16 protein-coding genes are annotated in these 19239 nt (G+C 56.5%); 7 read left to right on the top strand and 9 right to left on the bottom strand.

All coding sequences use genetic code 11. From position 1 onward, the window contains the following. Positions 1-22: 22 nt before the first annotated feature. From glgX to treZ, 3 genes are read right to left on the bottom strand one after another with little or no spacing between them, the layout of a single operon-like run. A complete protein-coding gene (gene glgX / locus ACVKSX_RS04240; protein ID WP_228312167.1) occupies positions 23-2098 on the bottom strand; it encodes a glycogen debranching protein GlgX in 2076 nt (691 codons plus the stop codon). Between the two features lie 59 nt (positions 2099-2157). After that, positions 2158-4686 carry a malto-oligosyltrehalose synthase gene (gene treY, locus ACVKSX_RS04235; RefSeq protein ID WP_354438418.1) on the bottom strand — a complete coding sequence of 843 codons (2529 nt, stop codon included), beginning with the start codon at positions 4684-4686 and terminating at the stop codon, positions 2158-2160. Further along, complete coding sequence (treZ, locus tag ACVKSX_RS04230) at positions 4683-6467, bottom strand: malto-oligosyltrehalose trehalohydrolase (protein WP_064691270.1); 1785 nt, start codon at positions 6465-6467, stop codon at positions 4683-4685. Before treZ ends, treY begins: the two co-directional genes overlap by 4 nt. A 425-nt stretch (positions 6468-6892) precedes the next feature. Here treZ and ACVKSX_RS04225 point away from each other — a divergent pair, with 425 nt between their 5' ends. Beyond that, positions 6893-7189: a hypothetical protein gene (locus ACVKSX_RS04225; RefSeq protein ID WP_033767119.1), complete on the top strand. Its 297-nt coding sequence runs from the start codon at positions 6893-6895 to the stop codon at positions 7187-7189. A 54-nt stretch (positions 7190-7243) separates the two neighbouring features. Here ACVKSX_RS04225 and ACVKSX_RS04220 read toward each other — a convergent pair whose 3' ends face one another. Next, positions 7244-8500 carry a mechanosensitive ion channel family protein gene (locus ACVKSX_RS04220; RefSeq protein ID WP_010245507.1) on the bottom strand — a complete coding sequence of 419 codons (1257 nt, stop codon included), beginning with the start codon at positions 8498-8500 and terminating at the stop codon, positions 7244-7246. Positions 8501-8722: 222 nt separating this feature from the next. Between ACVKSX_RS04220 and ACVKSX_RS04215 the strand changes: the two genes are divergently transcribed. Then, a complete protein-coding gene (locus tag ACVKSX_RS04215) occupies positions 8723-10381 on the top strand; it encodes a methyl-accepting chemotaxis protein (protein WP_033771664.1) in 1659 nt (552 codons plus the stop codon). 68 nt (positions 10382-10449) lie between these two features. On the opposite strand, the gene katE is transcribed toward ACVKSX_RS04215, so the two are convergent. Next, on the bottom strand, positions 10450-12714 hold the full coding sequence (gene katE / locus ACVKSX_RS04210; RefSeq protein WP_010245500.1) for a catalase HPII: 2265 nt from the start codon (positions 12712-12714) through the stop codon (positions 10450-10452). A 389-nt stretch (positions 12715-13103) separates the two neighbouring features. Between katE and zinT the strand changes: the two genes are divergently transcribed. The 3 genes from zinT to ACVKSX_RS04195 all read left to right on the top strand — a co-directional run bounded on the left by zinT (position 13104) and on the right by ACVKSX_RS04195 (position 14489). Next, complete coding sequence (gene zinT / locus ACVKSX_RS04205) at positions 13104-13751, top strand: metal-binding protein ZinT (protein WP_010245496.1); 648 nt, start codon at positions 13104-13106, stop codon at positions 13749-13751. Between the two features lie 140 nt (positions 13752-13891). Next, on the top strand, positions 13892-14212 hold the full coding sequence (locus ACVKSX_RS04200; protein WP_010245489.1) for a type II toxin-antitoxin system RelE/ParE family toxin: 321 nt from the start codon (positions 13892-13894) through the stop codon (positions 14210-14212). Next, positions 14205-14489, top strand: a complete 285-nt coding sequence (locus tag ACVKSX_RS04195) for a helix-turn-helix domain-containing protein (RefSeq protein ID WP_010245485.1) — start codon at positions 14205-14207, stop codon at positions 14487-14489. Before ACVKSX_RS04200 ends, ACVKSX_RS04195 begins: the two co-directional genes overlap by 8 nt. Before the next feature lie 105 nt (positions 14490-14594). On the opposite strand, the gene ACVKSX_RS04190 is transcribed toward ACVKSX_RS04195, so the two are convergent. Continuing rightward, positions 14595-14960, bottom strand: a complete 366-nt coding sequence (locus ACVKSX_RS04190) for an MmcQ/YjbR family DNA-binding protein (protein WP_031591491.1) — start codon at positions 14958-14960, stop codon at positions 14595-14597. A gap of 101 nt (positions 14961-15061) precedes the next feature. On the opposite strand from ACVKSX_RS04190, the gene ACVKSX_RS04185 reads away from it, so the two are divergent. Continuing rightward, on the top strand, positions 15062-16072 hold the full coding sequence (locus ACVKSX_RS04185) for a UV damage endonuclease UvsE (protein WP_354438415.1): 1011 nt from the start codon (positions 15062-15064) through the stop codon (positions 16070-16072). Here ACVKSX_RS04185 and ACVKSX_RS04180 read toward each other — a convergent pair. The 3 genes from ACVKSX_RS04180 to ACVKSX_RS04170 form a co-directional block, all read right to left on the bottom strand. Next, positions 16065-16928, bottom strand: a complete 864-nt coding sequence (locus ACVKSX_RS04180; protein ID WP_033767129.1) for a glucose 1-dehydrogenase — start codon at positions 16926-16928, stop codon at positions 16065-16067. The genes ACVKSX_RS04185 and ACVKSX_RS04180 overlap by 8 nt on opposite strands. A gap of 64 nt (positions 16929-16992) precedes the next feature. Further along, positions 16993-17841 carry a manganese catalase family protein gene (locus ACVKSX_RS04175; protein ID WP_354438414.1) on the bottom strand — a complete coding sequence of 283 codons (849 nt, stop codon included), beginning with the start codon at positions 17839-17841 and terminating at the stop codon, positions 16993-16995. Positions 17842-18130: 289 nt separating this feature from the next. Further along, positions 18131-18388 carry a biofilm development regulator YmgB/AriR family protein gene (locus tag ACVKSX_RS04170; RefSeq protein WP_022625723.1) on the bottom strand — a complete coding sequence of 86 codons (258 nt, stop codon included), beginning with the start codon at positions 18386-18388 and terminating at the stop codon, positions 18131-18133. Between the two features lie 540 nt (positions 18389-18928). Between ACVKSX_RS04170 and ACVKSX_RS04165 the strand changes: the two genes are divergently transcribed. Then, the gene (locus tag ACVKSX_RS04165; protein WP_010245468.1) at positions 18929-19153 is read left to right on the top strand and encodes a hypothetical protein; all 225 of its coding nucleotides are present in this window, start codon (positions 18929-18931) and stop codon (positions 19151-19153) included. Positions 19154-19239 lie beyond the last annotated feature (86 nt).

The raw sequence follows: 19239 nt of genomic DNA, 5'->3' as shown, positions 1-19239 counted from the left end.
TGCTTTTTAACCGGGTGAGCGGCTATGGACGTCTGAACAGGGCGAAGCTGCGTCCTTCCAGTTCGAAATCCTTCTCTTTGGTGATCACCAGACCGCGCTTCGCGGTGTCGCTGGTGGTCAGTTCCAGCACCCAGCCGCCTTCACCAAACTGCGGGATCTGGAACGGTACATTGCCTTCAAACGGATTGAACAGCATCAGGACGTCGTGCCAGATGCCTTCCTCGGTCTGGAGGTCCGGTCGGCCGATATAAACCCCCAGCGTTGATCCCTCATCCCACTGCTCAGCCTGCTGGAAGCCGCCACCGGCGTTAAACCATTTGATATCCATGCCATCACGCCAGTTTTCACGGCGCAGTAACGGCTGCTCAGCACGTAACGTCAGGATCTGGCGGGTGAACTCGCGCAGCGCCTCGGCAGATTCCGGCAGGTTATCCCAGTGTACCCAGGAGATTTCGCTGTCCTGGCAGTAGCCATTGTTGTTGCCCATCTGGCTGCGGCCAAACTCGTCGCCCGCCAGCAGCATTGGCGTACCGTGTGAGAAGATCAGCGTGGCAAGGAAGTTGCGCTTCTGACGCTCACGCACCGCGTTGATGCCTTCATCATCGGTCGGGCCTTCAACCCCGTAGTTGTAAGAGCGGTTGTCGTTGTGGCCGTCGTTGTTGTCTTCGCCATTCTCCGCGTTATGTTTGTCGTTGTACGACACCAGATCGTTGAGGGTGAAGCCATCGTGCGCGGTGATAAAGTTGACGCTGGCCCATGGACGACGACCATGCTGATCGTAGAGATCGCCGGAACCCAGCAGGCGGGCAGCAAAGTCTGTGGAGACGTTGTTGCCTTTCCAGTAGTCACGCACCGTATCGCGATACTGATCGTTCCATTCTGCCCAGCCTGGCGGGAAGCTGCCCACCTGATAGCCGCCCGGACCGATATCCCAGGGTTCACCGATCAGCTTTTTCTGCGACAGGACCGGGTCCTGCATGATGGCATCGAAGAAGCCGCCGCGCGGGTCAAAACCATCAGGCTCGCGACCGAGAATGGTACCCAGATCGAAACGGAAGCCGTCGATATGCATTGATTCTGACCAGTAACGCAGCGAATCGAGCACCATCTGCAGTACACGCGGATGCGAGGTGTTGACGGTATTACCGGTACCGGTGTCGTTGATGTAATAGCGATGCTGGTCTGGCAACGTACGGTAATAGGAGAAGTTATCGATGCCTTTAAACGACAGCGTTGGCCCCAGCTCATTCCCCTCGGCGGTGTGGTTGTAGACCACGTCGAGGATTACCTCAATACCGGCATCATGGAAGGCTCGCACCATGTCACGGAAGCCCTGAATGCCGCGCGGCCCGAAGTAGCGGGTGGCGGGGGCAAAGAAGTTCAGCGTGTTATATCCCCAGAAGTTTTTCAACCCTTTATCCAGCAGGTGCTGGTCATCCGGGAACCAGTGTACCGGCAGCAGTTCGACCGAGGTAATGCCCAGGCTTTTGATGTAGTCGACGGTCGATTTGTGGCTCATGCCGTCAAAGGTGCCGCGCATTTCAGGTGGCAGGGCGGTGTTGAGCTGCGTGAAGCCCTTAACGTGGGTTTCATAGATGACGGTTTTCGGCCACGGCACATTCGGGCGGTTTTTATCCTGCCAGTCGAATTCGTTGGGATCGATCACCCGGCACTTTGGCGTAAACGGCGCGCTGTCGCGGCTGTCGAAGGTCAGATCTTTATCGTCATGATAGAGATCGTAAGCGAAGTGCGCCTCGTTCCACGCGATGTCTCCCGCCAGTTCACGGGCGTAGGGATCGAGCAGCAGCTTGTTCGGGTTAAAGCGATGACCATTTTCCGGGTCATAAGGGCCATAAACGCGATAGCCATAGAGCGCGCCGGGCTGCAGGCCCGGAATATAGCCGTGCCATACTTCATGGGTATATTCCGGCAGCTCCAGACGGGCAATTTCCGTTTTACCGCTGGGATCGTACAGACAGAGTTCAACCCGCTCGGCGTGGGCGCTGAACAGGGCGAAGTTCACGCCCTGACCATCAAAGTTGGCCCCCAGTAAATGGCTGTATCCCGCCGTAATTTCAAAACGCTGACTGTTTGACATTTATGCCTCGTTATTCAATGAACAGATTGACGCGTAATAAAAAAAGTTATTTCCGGAATTCACTGTGCCACCAGCACGGCACACCACTGCGATGCCAGCCCGGTAAGCGACAACTGGTCGCCCGCAGCCACCGTTTTACCGGTCAGCACATCCTGGTAGCGGCGCTGGCCCAGTGCGGTGGGCATCGCAATGACCGTGTCAGCCCAGCGCGCAGCGGGCGGCTGGTCGAGATTCTCCGGCAACTGGTTAAAGACCCGGCGTGACACAACCACTATCACCGCCTGATCCTGTCCGGTGCGGGCAAAGGCCAGCACATTATTCTGCTGCTCGCCCTCTGCCGACAGTGCCAGATAGTCACCGTGGCGGAACAGGGCAGGCTGCTGCTGACGCAGCGTCAGCAGCTTCACAATCGCCTGCTGATTGACCTGACCGCGCAGCCAGTGCGCCTCGCTGCCGTCGTGCTGTGGCGCGTTAAGCATCGCCGCCAGCGCGTCGAAATCGGGTTCGCGGCGGTTATCGGGATCGACCAGGCTGAAGTCCAGCGCCTCGCTGCCCTGATAAATATCGGGTACGCCAGGCGCCGTAAGCTTCACCACAGTCTGGGTCAGACTGTTGACCAGACCGGCACGCATAAAGGGTTGCAGCGACTGGCAGAAGTCACTGAGGAAGGTGCTGTTGGCGGGCGCAAGCAGGTGACGGGCATAGCCCAGCACTGCCTCCTCATAGGCGTCGTTATTGTCGGCCCAGTCGGTACGCAGCTTGGCTTCACGCAGCGCTTTTTCCACATAGACCACAAAGCGGGCTTCCAGCGCCGCCAGACCTTCCGCATCCTGCGGCTGCAGGGTGGTTGGCCAGACGCCCGCCAGCGCTTCATACAGCATCCACTCCACGGCCGGTTCGGGTGCCGGACCATCTTTCAGACGTATGACCTGATCGTGGTTCATCTCCCGCCAGCGGTTGACGCAATCCGCCCAGCGTTGCGGCGCTTCGGTAAGGGTATAGAGTCGCGCACGCGCATCTTCACCGCGCTTGGTGTCGTGCGTAGAGGTGCCCGACAGCGCATCGGGCTGATGTTCGCGCCGCGCCTGCATTTCAGCGTGAAACTGATCCAGCGAGAAGTGGCGCGCCAGCGGTTCAGCGCCGACTTCATTCAGCGCCAGCGCCATGTGCTGACGGAAGAAGAGGGTATCTTCCACCGATTTCGCCATCAGCGGTCCGGTCAGCTGCTGGAAGCGGGTGCGGAATTGCGTGGCATCGTCGCGAGCGGAGTCGGCAACCTCTGCGCGCAGAATATGGGTCAGGAAATCAAGCGCCTGACTGTCGGGCGCATGGGCACTGGCTTTGACCTCGCTGACCACCTGTTGCAACAGCGCGGTGTCGGCTGGGGTCAGGCCCTGCGGCGTACCGTAGGTGCGATAGACCGGGAACGCCACCAGCAGTTCACGCAGCGCATTCTTCAGTTCCGCTTCCGGCTGTGGCGTGCCTTCTGCGTCGGCAATCTTCAGTGCCAGCTGCAGTAACCGGTTAAATTCACCGGCAAAATTGCGGTTTGCCATCAACAGTTTGGCGGCGCGCAGCTCCGCTTTCATATCAACGGTTTTACCGATGACGGCCTGATACGCTTTGCGCAGTCCGCTCAGCTGATCGCTGTCGACCAGCAGATTGGCGAGTGCGGCCATAAATTCATATCCGGTGGTGCCGGAAACGGGCCATGCATCAGGCAGCTGTTCATTGTCACCCAGGATTTTCTCCACGGTGAGATAGCAGTCGGGACCGGCAGCCTGGCGTAACTGTTCCAGATAGCCGTGCGGATCGGCCAGGCCATCCACGTGGTCGACGCGTAAGCCCTGCACCGCACCGCTGTGAACCAGTTCCAGGATCAGCTGATGCGCGGCATCGAAGACCGTTTTGTCTTCCACGCGCACGCCTGCCAGACCGGTCACTTCAAAGAAGCGACGGTAGGAGAGATCGTTGGGCGCATCGCGCCACGACATCAGCCGCCACGGCTGCTGGTCATGCAGTTCAGCAATCTCCGCCGCGTCGCGCAGGGCGAGCACCGCTTCTTCCCGATCCTGCCAGGTCTCAGGTGCCAGCGGATAGAAATTGTCGAAGTAGGCCAGCGCCGGTTTGCCGGTCTGCGGATCGCGCTTCACGCTGATCTCGCCGTTGGCCAGCACCGCCGCAAAGGTGTCACCGAGGAACGGCAGCGTCAGGCGGCGTGACCAGTCGATATCGAAGTAATGCGCATAGCGGCTCTGTTCGCCATGCTCAATGACGTCGCGCCACCACGGGTTCTCCAGCGAGGCGGCCATATGGTTGGGCACGATGTCGAGGATCAGCCCCAGCCCGGCCGCTTTCAGCGCGGCAGCCATGCGATCAAATCCTTCACGGCCGCCAATCGACGGCTCGATCTGGTTAACGTCGGTCACGTCATAGCCGTGGGTCGATTCAGCAGTAGCGCTGAAGATCGGTGACGCGTAAAGATGGCTGATACCCAGCTGTTTCAGGTAGGGCACCAGCGCCGCCGCACGGTCAAACGTCATGCCGTTGCGGAACTGAATGCGGTACGTTGCGGTTGGAATATTCATTCTGCTTCTCTCTTAGCCAGGCGAACCACGATAGCGTTGGGAATCAGTTCGCTGGCGGCCTGCGGCCAGGCAAACAGCGTTTCGCCGGGCAGATCGGGGATCGGCTGTGTGCTGTTGCCGACGTTCAGCGCCAGTGACAGCGTGCCCTGCGGGAAGTCCCAGCGCACCGCGAGGAAACCTTCCGCCGTTTTCACCACCTGACCGGCATCGCCACCGGCGGTCTGCAGCAGCGGCACGATATGTTGCTGACGCAGGGCCAGCAGCTGACGCGTCAGCGCCAGCCACTGCTGACCTTCCGGCGTTTCTGTTCGCTGCCAGTTAAGCTTCGACTGTTCAAAGGTGGTGACATCGTTGGGATCCGGCACAGTTTCGCCGTGACCGGCATGGCCTTCAAACTCTCTTGCGCGACCTTCACGCACCGCTTTGGCCAGATCGCCGTGGAAATCGGTGAAGAACAGGAACGGCCGGGTTTCGCCATACTCTTCACCCATAAACAGCAGCGGAATATGAGGCGAGACCAGTAACATCGCCAGCAGCACCTGGGTGCGCTCTGCGCCGGCCAGGCTGATGAGCCTTTCGCCCTGCGCACGGTTGCCCGTCTGGTCATGGTTCTGGATGAAGTCGACAAAGGCGACCGGCGGCTGGCTGCTGCTTTTCACGCCGCGTGGCTCGCCCGACTGCGGCGAGACTTCGCCCTGATAGACAAAGCCTTCTGCCAGCGCCCGCGCTACCCGCTGTTCCGGCTGGTCGGCGAAATCCTGGTAATAGGCGTGGCTTTCACCGGTTGCCAGCACATGCACGGCGTTGTGGAAGTCATCGTTCCATTCGCCGGTAAACAGCGGAGCGTCCCCGTTTTCGTCACGCGGATGCAGGAAGGTGACGTTACGGCAATCTTCGGTGGTCAGATGAATAGGGCGATCGGTAATCGTGGCGCGGATGCGCTCAGCAATGTCAATCAGCACATGCTTGTCGCTGGGATCGTCAATCTGATCGATGGCGTCAAAGCGCAGGCCATCCAGATTAAACTCCTGCAGCCAGTAGAGCGGCGCTTCCACGATATAGCGGCGCACCGCATCAACGTCATAGGCGATACCGGCGCCCCACGGCGTCTGGCGCTCTTTGTGGAAGAAGTCTGGTGAGAGCAGCGGCAGATAGTTGCCCTCCGGGCCGAAGTGGTTCAGCACGATATCCAGCACTACCGACAGACCGTGGCCGTGTGCTGCGTCAATAAAGGCTTTAAAATCATCGGGTGTGCCGTAGGCGGCATGCGGTGCATAGAGCAGCACGCCATCGTAGCCCCAGCCGCGATTACCGCCGAATTGCGACACCGGCAGCACTTCAATCATGGTAATGCCGGTTTCAGCCAGCGTTGGCAGCTTCTCAATCGCCGCCCGGAAGGTGCCCTCAGGCGTAAAGGTGCCGATGTGCAGTTCATAGACCACCGACTCCTGCCATGGACGACCCTTCCAGCTCGTGTTCTGCCACTGATAAGCGTCAGGATCGATCACCAGCGACGGGCCATTGACCTCTGCTTTCTGAGCGCGGGCGGCGGGATCGGGCACCGCTGTACCATCGGCCAGCACATAATCATATTCGGCATTGGCTGCCACACCAGCGACCTGAGTTTCAAACCAGCCGTCAGCCTGCGGCGTCATCTCAATGTCTTTACCGGAGAGCCGCAGCGTCACGCGTTGCTGACCGGTTGCCCAGAGGCGGAAACGCACCTCGTCGCTGGCAACCCGTTCAGCGCCCCAACTTTTAAAAAAAGATTTGGATTCCATTCAGTTGCCTCATTTAGCCTGGAAATGCGCGATGGTGGCCACCGCACGAAAAGGATGTCGATGACGCAAGCGTCAAAAATCTTAAAGCTATCAGCGAGACCAGGAGGCCAGGTGGGCTGGCGCGTCTCTTCAGTCAGAAAGCCGGACTGGTATTCAGCGTGGTGTGGCGGAAAACGGGCCGTGAGACCGCTTCCACGCGGCATACAGTGAGTAATCATAGACTAAGATGTTGCAATCGCAGGGCGGCGGGGGGTAGAGAGGCATTAATTTGCGTTAATTGCTGTGAATCTGCATCCGGCGGGGCGAAAGCAGGAGCCAGGCGCAGAAAAGCCTGCCGGATGGCGCCGATTCGCTATAAGCTTATGCGCGATGGCGCAGGTCGCTCCGGATGACCTGCGGCGCTGAACACTTCAGAAGGATGTTACGTGAGGAAAAGAGTTCTGTTAGCCGCGTTGTTGTTGTTGGTCTCCGCCTGTTCTAACCGGGTCGGACACAGGCTGGACAGCAGTAATCTGCAGCAAATTCATGCCGGTCAGACCACCAAAGCCCAGCTGATCGCGCTGTTTGGTCAGCCTGACAGTGAAACGCCTTACCCGGACGGGCAGCGGTTGCTGAAGTGGACCTACAGCGAGGCGCGCACCCTGAATACCACCGAAGGGCAGACGCTGACCGTGCAGATGAAAAATGACAAAGTGCTGAATTATGCGCTGAGTAAAAGTTAATGCGCTGAACAAACGTGAATTACGGCGGCGGCAGATCGCCACCGCGCATTCTGGTTACTGCCCGCCGCTCTGCTGTGCATCCCGGCTGTCGGGGCGCGGCTGAGCCAGACGGGCAAAATCGGATCCTGCCGGATGCTGATAAATCTGCAGCTCAAAGTGGCGGGCCATCGCGTAGATATACTCAAAAATCGCTGCCTGAGTATTTTCGTAATCGGCCCAGAAAATAGAGGAGGTGAAGCAGTAGATCTCTACTGGCAATCCATCCGGCGACGGTTTCAGCGGTCGCACCACGATATACATCTCTTTCTGAATGTCGTCACGCTGCGCCAGCCAGGCGGTCAGGTATTTACGAAACACCATCAGATTGGTGATGCCGTTCTCCATAAACCAGCGGTCGCCCACGGCATTGATATCACGCCCATCCAGCAGCTCAGTGATCGATTCGCCAGCGAGGCGGATCTGGCTCATCGCCTGCAGCATCTCCTGATTCACAAAGGTGATCGACTTCTGATCAAGATAAAAGCTGCGCATGATGCGGCGTGCGCCCGAGGAGAACATCGCCTGCCAGTTGGTGTAGGTCTCGGTCAGGAAGTTCTTGGTCGGGATGCGCGAAATAGTGTTGTCCCAGTTGCGGATGGTGATGGTATGCAGGGCAATATCGATCACTTCACCACTGATATTTCTGTCCGGCATCTCAATCCAGTCGCCCAGTTGCAGCACATCGTTAGAGGAGAGCTGAATATTCGCCACCAGTGACAACAGCGTATGCTGGAAGATCAGCATCAGCACCGCGGCGACCGCACCCAGCGAGGAGATGATAATCGCCGGTGACTTGTTGGACATAATCGCCAGAATCATGATCGCGGCGATAATATGCACCAGAATTTTTCCGATCTGGATATAGCCTTTGATCGAGTGATTCTTGCGTTTTGATTTGCGCGAATAGGAGTTGTTAACAATCTCCAGCACTTCGTTGAAGAAGATCGACAGATAGACAAAAAACAGGATGCCGCAGATGGTCTGAATCGCCACTTTCAGATTTTCAGGCAGGCCCGGCATAAACTGCAGGAAATTGTAGACCACAATCACCGGCACAAAATTTGACAGCTTCTGAGAGAGGCGGACATCTTTATCCAGCGGCACGCCCTTTTTGTGGCTGCTGAAAAAGACCTTCCTGATCACTTTGACGATGAAAAATTTGCAGATCAGGTGAGTGACCATCCCGGCCATAATCAGCAGCAACAGGCTGAAGCTGATCGACAGTACCCTGTTTCCCTCAATAAAACTCATCAGACTCTGAATGTAATGCATGATAACCACGTGCAAAAAAGATAAGGGGCGAATTCAACCACAGCACGGGGACGGTTGTTAAGCGCCGAATGCGTTCAGGCTGAGCTGCACCGCTTTTTTTGCGTAATGGTGCGCTGGCAGCACCCTCCATCCTGCGGATTGTTACCTTCTCTGGTGCAACACTCAGATAAACGCCGCGCTGGCCGATAACAGCTTTATCTCCTCTGATATGAGCCTGCGGACATGCTTAAAAATCTTAAAATCACTCACGGTATCGCTGCTGTTCTGGTGATCTTTGTGGCGTTACTGACCCTGACCGGATTTCTGTTCTATAACGGCGTCTCAAAAGCCGACAAAAACTTCGTGGCGGCAGAGCAGCTTACGCTGCAGCAGCAGCACCTGAGTGACGCGGTAAAAACCCTGATCAAAACCCGCGTCACCATCAACCGCGTGGCAATCCGTTTCCTGAAAAATCAGCAGGATCCAAAATCACTGGCAGCCATGGCTGCGCTGCTGGAGCAGGCTGGAAAGTCTGCTGCTGCTGCCGATGCGGACTTCAAAGCCTGGCAGGCGCTGCCGCGCAAAGAGGGCCAGGGTGAAGCCCAGGCGACGCAGGTGCAGACCGCCTACCAGCAGATGCGTGACACCATGCTGGCCTCCATTACCTTTCTGAAGCAGGGCAACTATGCGGGCTACGGCAACCTTGAAGCACAGGCGGCGCAGGACCAGCTCGACAGTGCCTATGAGGCCTGGCGTGCAGTGAACATCCAGCTGATGAAAGCGTCCTCGGAGCATAACCAGCGTAGCCTGACGGATGCGCTCTGGGCGCTTCTGACTATTGGCCTGATCACCGGCGTGATTGGGGTCGCGGTCTGGATTGGGCTGCAGAAATTGCTGATTGGCCCACTGGGCAGGCTGACCGGCCATATGCGCGCCATTTCGGGCGGCGATCTGACCTCCGATATTCAGCACGAAGGCCGCAATGAGATGGGTCTGCTGATTCAGGAACTGCAGCAGATGCGCGATGCGCTGGTGGTGACCATTACCTCGGTCGATGACGCCACCCGCTCTATCTTTACCGGTGCAGCGGAAATCTCTGCGGGCAGCACCGATCTCTCTTCCCGTACCGAACAGCAGGCTGCCGCGCTGGAACAGACCGCAGCCAGTATGGAGCAGCTCACCTCAACGGTGAAACTCAACGCAGATAATGCGCAGCAGGCGACCACGGTAGCGAAAGAGGCTTCAGCCACGGCCCTGCAGGGCGGTGAGACTGTCGCCCGGGTCATCGCCAACATGGATCAGATCAGCGAAAGCTCGAATCAGATCGCCGGTATCATCGCCATTATCGACAGTATTGCCTTCCAGACCAATATTCTGGCGCTGAACGCCGCCGTTGAAGCCGCGCGTGCCGGTGAGCAGGGTCGTGGATTTGCGGTGGTTGCCGGAGAAGTGCGCTCGCTGGCCGGACGCAGCGCCAGCGCCGCGCAGGAGATCCGGGGACTGATTGACCGCTCAGCTGAGCGAATTAAAACCGGTGCCGGTCATGCTTCTCAGGCGGGTGTCGCGATGGAGAGCATCGTGACGTCGGTGAGCCGTGTCACGCAGCTAATCGAAGAGATCGCGGCCTCCTCGACTGAACAGACCCGTGGCATTGAGCAGGTCTGCAAAGCGGTCTCGGAAATGGATGGTGTGACGCAGCAGAACGCCGCGCTGGTGGAGGAGTCCGCGACTGCCGCCGCCTCACTGGAAGAGCAGGCGAGCTACCTGCGTAAAACGGTATCGGTATTCAAAACCGGCACTCTGCAGGTGGCGTTCTCTGCTGCGCCGGTGGCGAAAGCCCTTGCCGTGCCAAAACTTCAGCCTGCCCGCCTGGCGGACAACGATAACTGGCAGACCTTCTGATAAAAAAAACCGCCCCGAAGGGCGGTTTTTTATTTTGTGACGCGGCATGCAGCATCATGCCGCTGGCATCAGGCCGGGACGGACTGTGCCTTCTGGCTGCGTGACCAGACGCGGTGCGCTTTCATTGCCTGAGTGAACTCAGACATCAGCGCGCTCTCCGCTGAGTCGCCCTGCACAATACCTTCTTCCTGATCCGCATCTTCCAGACCGAACTGCGCTTTAAAGCGGCGCGCTTCGCCCACCAGACCAATCACCTTGAGGTGCTTGTAGGCTTCCAGCAGGAAGTAACGGGCATCGCCGCTCAGCAGCAGGGCATCGATATTGCCATCCGGCACCATCACCGCATCAAAGGTCAGAGAGGGCAGACCGGCGAACGTCGCATCGACCGGCAGCACTGAACCATCATCGGCGCGCACCTGGCCCATATGCGGAGCCAGCAGTTTGGCGTGAACACCCACCGCTTTCAGCGCCTGCAAAATCGCCAGCACATCAGCCGCCTTCACACCATCACTGAGCAGCAGTGCGACCTGCCGACCTTTGATCTCGCCATCCGGAATGGCGTAGAGGCTCAGGCTGTCATCTTTAGTCAGGCCATTCACTGGTGCAGGCGGCTGAATGTTGAGCTGCTCATCCGTCAGAGCCAGCCCCAGGTTATCCGCCACGCCCTGCGCCAGTTTAGTATCGATGCGTGCCAGATGATCCACCACACGCTCACGGATATAAGCACGCGCCACTTTACTCAGTTCAAACGAGTAGGCGCCAATGATGTGCTGCTGCTCGACTTCAGTCTGGCTCAGCCAGAACAGGCGCGGCTGCGCATAGTACTCACCAAATGAGGGGCTGCGCTCGCGCACTTTATGGCCCTCAATCCGCTCCTGATAGCTCTCGAAGCCGCCGCCTTCTGCAGCAGGTGGGGTTTCACGCGGCCAGTTATCGTTGATCGAGTTCGGCTCGTAGTTCGCCGGATTGGTGTCGATATCCTGACGATGCATGCCCTGACGCTGGAAGTTATGGTACGGGCAGGTCGGACGGTTGATCGGGATCTCATGGAAGTTCGGTCCGCCCAGACGACTGATCTGCGTATCGGTATAGGAGAACAGACGACCCTGCAGCAGCGGATCGTTGGAGAAATCGAGGCCCGGCACGATATGGCCTGGGTGGAACGCCACCTGCTCGGTTTCAGCAAAGAAGTTGTCCGGGTTACGGTTAAGTACCATCTTGCCGACAATCTCAACCGGCACCAGCGCTTCCGGGATCAGCTTGGTGGCATCCAGAATATCGAAGTCAAATTTGAACTCATCCTCTTCCGGGATCAGCTGCAGGCCCAGTTCATATTCCGGGAAATCCCCCGCTTCAATGGCTTCCCACAGATCGCGGCGATGGAAATCGGGATCGCGACCGGTCAGTTTCTGTGACTCGTCCCACAGCAGCGACGCTTTACCGGCCACCGGCTTCCAGTGGAAACGGACAAAGGTCGCTTTACCTTCTGCGTTAATCAGGCGGAAGGTGTGAATACCAAAACCTTCCATGGTGCGATAGCTGCGCGGAATACCCCGATCAGACATCGCCCAGATTACGTTGTGCATGGTTTCCGGCTGCAGAGAGACGTAATCCCAGAAGGTGTCATGGGCGCTCTGGCCCTGCGGGATTTCGTTATGCGGTTCCGGCTTAACGGCATGCACAAAGTCAGGGAATTTATGCGCATCCTGAATAAAGAACACCGGCGTGTTGTTGCCCACCAGGTCAAAGACACCCTCTTCGGTGTAGAACTTGGCGGCGAAACCGCGAATGTCACGCACGGTATCAGCCGATCCGGCACCGCCCTGAACTGTAGAGAAACGCACGAAAACCGGCGTGGTCTGCTCGGGATCGCTGAGGAACTGCGCTTTGGTCAGATCTTTCAGGGAGCGGTAAGGCTGAAAATAGCCATGTGCGGCTGAGCCACGGGCATGAACAATACGTTCCGGGATACGCTCATGGTCAAAGTGCGTGATTTTCTCACGCATAATAAAGTCTTCCAGCAGCGTCGGACCGCGCGAACCGGCACGCAGTGAGTTTTGATCGTTGGCGATGCGTGTGCCCTGGTTGGTGGTGAGGGCGCGGTCGGTGCCGTTTTTGCGGCTGGCTTCAAGCTGGTCAAGTTTGGCGTTGTGCGTCTGAGGCGCTTTCAGGCTGCCTGGGGCGGTGGGCTGCTTGCCTGGCGGAGTCGGTTCGGCTGGGGGCTGATGCGAACCATCTTTTGGTGCCAGTGAACCCAGACCCGGCTCTGAGGATTCCGGACCGGTGGTCGGGGCGCGCTCGCTCAGGGGTTTCTTCTCTGTTTCTTTCGACATTAATTCATGCTCCAGCTGTTATTTTACTTTCGACGACACTAAATATAGAACAACCTGAACAATACTGAGGTTAAATCGGGCATTTAACTGTGACGACTGTGCCTTTTTTGTCCGCCAGAAATGCGCACTTATCTCTCAGTCCAGATTATCGCTTCGCTTATTCATGCCTTGTGCCGTCTGGCTTAACGGCATTCCAGCCCGCGCCTGCTATACGGAAAGTGTGCTTTCAGAGGATGCAGAATCTGCCGCCGCAGGAGGTGCTCATTGCCTGATGCAGGGCGTTAACCGATTAATAAAATTAATGCTGGCGTTTGCTGCTTTTGGTTGAAGTTAGAAATGTTATATCATAACATTTCATTTTGTAACGTTGACCGGGGTATCAGACTTTGATGAATCATGCAGGTAAATGGATTGGGCTACTGGGCGCACTGTTAGTCAGCCAGCCGTCGCTGGCACATGGCACGCATGCACATGGAAAACCGTTGTCAGCCCTGGAGCAGAAAGCGGCAGAAGGGGTTTTTGCTGACAGCGATGTGAAAGATCGTCCGCTCGCTGACTGGGATGGCCTGTGGCAGTCGGTTTATCCGCTGCTGCAAAGCGGGGAGCTGGACCCGGTCTGGCAGAAGAAAGCGCAGCAGGATCACAGCAAAACGGCAGAGGAGTATAAAGCGTATTACCGCAAAGGCTACGCCACCGACGTCGATACCATCGGTATTGAAAATGGCGTGATGGAGTTCCACATCGGCGACCAGGTCAGCGCCTGCCACTACCGGTATGCGGGCCACAAAATCCTGACCTATGCCTCAGGTAAAAAAGGGGTGCGCTACCTGTTTGAATGCCAGGACGCGGGCAGCAAAGCGCCGAAATATGTGCAGTTCAGCGACCACACCATCGGGCCGCGTAAATCTGCCCATTTCCATATCTTTATGGGCAACGATTCTCAGCAAGCCCTGCTGGCGGAGATGGATAACTGGCCGACCTATTACCCTTACCAGATGATGAACTCACAGGTCGTGGAGGAGATGCTGCACCACTGAGAGCCGGGCCGGTGTCAGATGCTCCGCGGATCAGAGCTGTTTCGCAAGGATAGCGACTGGATTCATTTCCCCCGTTTGAGGAAATATAGATCCTTGAGTTAAGTTAACTCATGAGTTAACTTAACTCCAACGGAGGATCTATGTTTGAGATAACGATACACAAGGACGCGCTCACTGAAATTAAGGCAATGCCAGAGATGCTCCGGGCTAAGCTGGCCCGGCAAATAGATAAACTGGCTGCCCGTGGAACTGATTTGAGAGAGCCGGATACCAAACCGTTAGGGTCGGGTTTTTTTGAGCTCAGGGCGAAGGCCAATGAGATTGGGCGAGCGGTGTATGTTTACCAGAAAGGCAGACGTATTTTTATCCTGAAAGCTTTTGTGAAAGAGACAAAGAAAACGCCAGCAGCAGTCATGACGGCAGCGGCGCACCGTTTAGAGGAGATGTTAAACGATGAGTAAGAAATCAGTTGCGTGGACGACGGCCCGCAAAGAAATTTTATCTGATCCGGCTGTTCGCGAACATTACGAGGCAGAAGTTCGGGCAGAGCACCTGCGCGAGCAGTTAGCCAAATGGCGGGAAAGCGCCGGAATGACCAGCGCTCAGGTCGCGGAGGCGCTCGGTGTCAGCCCGTCGGCAGTGTCACGCACCGAGCGTCGCGCAGATAAAGCCACAGTTGAAACACTCGCCCGCTATGCCCGTGCCTGTGGCGTTGAAAATCCCCAGATCTCTCTTTGATTGAGAGATGATGGCAGGTGCCAGAACAATGCTGGCCCTGCTATTTATCTTGCCTGCTATCAAGCAAACTTTCTTTCCGGTGCACACGTATCCCCTCCACGGGTTTTATCCCACCCAGGCCGGGCGGCGCGAGGCGGGTATACCTTTAACCACACGCTGATACGAATCCTCAACCAGCTGCTGAATCAAGCCAGGCGAGAGGTCGTCACCGGGATAGACCGTGATCCAGTGACGTTTATTCATATGATAACCGGCGGTGATCGAGGGATAGATCACCCGGTGCAGCTCCGCCTGCTGCGGTTCGCATTTCAGGGTGATAATCGGCACACCCCGCAGTTCGGTCAGCAGTAAAAACACTTTTCCACACACTTTATAGACCTGATGTTCCGGCCCGAATGGATAGCTGCATTCAGCGGCGGGCAGCCGCTCAGCCGCTTCAATGGCGATGCGCTGGATCTCATGGCCCTGCATAGTGAGTCTCCCTGTAATTATTCAGCCTGAGTCTGCGGCCCGCGACTGGCTGGTCGCCAGGGGCCTGTTACACTTCTGATAAGCATAAATCAGGAGCAGACATGAAATTAGGCTTTGCATGTAAGTATCTCAACAGCGATGGCAAACAGTTTTTCCCGCTTCGCGCCACCACCCGTAAACGGTTTCTGAGTTTATCGCACGATGAACGTCATCAGCTGATCTATGAGATTACCGTCACTAACCTCAACAATCTCTACCTGACGCTTGAGCATCTGGCCACCTTACCTGAGCCACTCAGGATGATGCGTATTGGCAGCGATCTGTTACCGCTCTATACGGTCCCCGAGGCCACGCCACTGTTTACCGCATTTCTGCCCGAACTCTATCCGCTCTTTGCCCGCTGTGGCGAGCTGGCGCGGGCGCATCACATCCGGCTCTCATTCCATCCAGGACAATATACCGTGCTCGCCTCCGATAATCCCGATGTGGTGGTGCGCGCGCTGGAGGATGTGGAGTATCACACGCTCTGCGCCTGTCTGATGGGATATGGCAAGACCTTCCAGGATTTTAAAATCAACATTCATATGAACGGCAAGGCGGGATTCGACGGCTTCAAACGGTCGTTTAATCAGCTCAGCCCGGAAGCGCGGCGGATGCTGACGGTGGAGAATGATGAGATCTCCTGCTCGCTGGATGACGTGCTGCAGGCAGCGCCGCTCTGTCCGGTGGTGCTGGATATTCACCATCACTGGGTAAAAGAGAGTGAGTTTATTCAGCCGGATGACGCGCGTGTTGCCAGAGTGATCGAATCCTGGCGCGGCGTGCGGCCGGTGCTGCACTATTCGATTTCGCAGGAGGGGATGATTCCGCAGGAGGGCTGGCCCGATCAGCAGCAGCTGGGCGTGAGCAAAAGCAAGCTGCGGGCGCACTCTGACTACTTCTTTAATCCGACGCTGAATACGTGGGCACTGTCGTTTCAGGATTTCGATATCATGTGCGAAGTGAAAATGAAGAATCTGGCGCGGGAACAACTCTATCAGTGGGGGATAACGCAGAAGCTGATAGCTAATCCCCTGGCCGAAGAGACCAGGGAATCGGCGAACGTTAAATAATGGCCACACCGCCCGTCACGGCGATGGTCGCACCTGAAATGTAGCTGGCTTCATCACTGGCCAGCATCACATAGGTTGCAGCCAGTTCTGCAGGCTGACCGGCACGCTGCAGCGGCACTTCGCTGCCAAAGTTCTTCACCTGTTCAACCGGCATGGTCGACGGGATCAGTGGCGTCCAGATGGGGCCAGGCGCGACCGCATTGGCACGGATACCTTTTTCAGCCAGTAAGGCTGCCAGGCCGCCAGAGAAATTAACGATGGCGGCTTTGGTGGCGGAGTAGGCGAGCAGCTTCGGTTTCGGCTGGTCAGCATTGATCGAGGCCGTATTAATGATCGATCCACCAGCAGGCATATGCCGTGTTGCCGCTTTAGTGATGTAAAACATCGCGTAAAGGTTGGTCTTCATGGTCCGGTCAAACTCTTCGTCGCTGATCTCATCCAGCGATTCGCGCGTCATCTGATACGCCGCGTTGTTCACCAGAATATTAATCTCACCAAAGGCTTCGACGGCTTTATCGACCAGGGCGTTGCAGTGTGACGCCTCGGTAATATCGCCAGGCACCAGAACCGCTTTCTGTCCCGCTTCTTCAACCAGCCGGGCGGTATCCTGCGCATCCTCATGTTCATCAAGATAAGAGATCAGGACATCGGCCCCTTCCCGGGCAAAGGCAATGGCGACGGCCCGGCCAATGCCGGAGTCGCCACCGGTAATAATGGCTTTCTTACCCGCCAGACGGCCTGAACCCTGATAACTCTCTTCGCCGTGATCGGGCTGAGGCTGCATAGCCGCGGTAGTGCCAGGCCAGGTCTGCTGCTGTTCGGCAAAAGGGGGTTGTGGACGCTGAGTGGATGACATGACTATTCCTCCGTCAAAAGGTGGGACAAGCCTGTCAGGGCATCAAACCCTGACAGGCGAGTCATTACAGTTTCGGTGGTGTGACGCCGTCAATCTGCTCTGACTGCGCACCCGAACCGGGACGGGCATTGCCGAGCAGCGGCTCATCACCCAGAATATCTGGCTGCTGTTTCGCGCTGAACTGACCATGGCCATCGTAAGCCGGGCCACTGCTCCAGCGACCTTCCGGCAGCGGTTTCTCCAGCGAGGTATTCAGACAGTAGTAAGAGTGCTCCTGCGCCTCATGCTCCTGCGGGAAGCTGTTCGGGATCGGCAGCGACGCGTTCAGTCCGCCCATCTCTTCGATCACCGCCAGCCACTGCTGCTGGTGCATAGTGTCACGGGCGATCAGGAAGGAGAGGAAGTCCTTCATGCCCTTGTCTTCCGTCATATTGTAGAGCCGGGTAGCCAGTACGCGGCCCGTGGCTTCTGCGGTGACGTTAGCCAGCATATCGGCCGCCACGTTGCCGGACGCATAGATATGACTCATATCAAAAGGCATGCCGTTGGCGTTAACCGGCATCGCAGCCAGACCGGAAGAGAGGATATGGCGCGGGTTCATTCCACCCAGAATTGCATTAACTACCGGATCTTTCGCTGACGCTTCCTGGTAAGAGAGCGGGGCGCCTTCAAGGTTAAGCGCCACGGCGTAGCCCAGCATTTCGATATGGCTCAGCTCTTCGGTAGCGGTCGAGATCAGCAGATCACGAATCCGCACATCACCGCGCGCGCCCATCGCCTGGAAAAAGTATTGCATCGCTACACGAATCTCACCTTCGACGCCGCCGATGGCCTGCTGGAGCAGCATGGCAAATTCTGGATCGGGTTTCTCTACACGAACCGGGAATTGAAGTTTTGATGAATGATGAAACATGATTATTTTCCTCGTCTGCGTTTGCAGTGGATGCAGAAAAAGCCTGGACACAGATATCGGATAAATAAAGCGAAACGACAGCAATTAACCGGAATTTCAGGTTGAATAAATGGCGAAAACGGTGTTTTCCGGAGCTATATCTGGTCCGGTGGGGCAGGCAATCTTAGCGGTGTGAAGGGGACAAGTGATTCAGAGCAGGAGGAATAAAAAAAGCCCCATAACAGGGGCTGATTCCGGACGGGAAAAGCATCCATGCTAATTCGCGTTCCCTCATAACAGACACAGATTTTTAGCTGTCGCTGGTCGCCGAAGCGCGCTGCAGAACATGTTCAAGCGCCTGACGGTAAATATCCTGCTTAACCACGTCACGCTCACTCTCCAGGCGGTGAATCAGGCCCAGCACAATGTCTTTATCGGAGACATGGGTTTTCGCATGGGCAAGTTCGGCATGGACTGCGGCGATAACCTGTTTTTCAGTGGTCAGCGCTGTGCCAGAGTTCATGAAGTAATCAGAAATCTGAGACTCTGTATTCATCGTTGTTTGCATGTCAGGCCTCATAAGAAATGGGGGGAAGAATGCGTCGATTCAGATCCGGTCACCGGCTGACGCAAAAAAAAATGCATCTGAAGGTGGAAATCCACAACACCTTCAGATGCGGTGCAAAGCACCTTTCGTTACAAGTGATTTAACATCACGAGACAAAGTTATACAAGAATCGCAAAGTTGTACAATGAAATTTGACAAAATTTAACTGGTCGGTGGTGTATGTAAAAAGCATGTTTAAAATGAAAAAAGAGGTTTTCGATGGTTAATTGAATAAATACAGTGAGTTGGTGAGGTTTTCAGAGGGGTGGCGATTTTCAGGCCAGCAGGCTGGGGATTGTGCTGACGACACATCAACGCGTTAAAATCGCTTTTTTCCGCAGATTTCAGCCAAAGTTGTACAGGTTTCAACGCTGGAAAAGTGGCGGGTGCGATTGTGCTGCTGCAATCCTGGCCGTCTGACAGGCCATGCCGCATAATTCACTTCCCACGCCTGATGCAGAAGGCTAAGGTTGACCCCTTATTTATCACAAGGAAATGATCATGGTTCACGACTATTTCGCAATTCCGCCTGCGGGCATGACTCAGGAACAACATAAACGTTCGGTCGCCGTGGCTGCTGCTCTGTCAGTGGCAAAGGAGTCCGTCAGCGCCTCCACCTCTGCAACCGGCTCAAAAACCGCCTGGGATCTGCAGGCCGTGGCGAATGAAGTTGCTAATCTGGCCGACGCGATTCAGGATGCGCTGGAGAGTGACAGCGAGGTGTAAACACTAACCGGTATCGTCTGAGGCTGCTGCGGAGGCGATGCAGGACAGGGCGGTGGCAGCGTTCAGGAGCCGATAAAGTCCGGCAA

Source organism: Pantoea sp. PvP021 (genome assembly GCF_054056055.1).
Note: the sequence above shows the minus strand (reverse complement) of the source record. Positions and strands in the feature narration are given on the sequence as shown.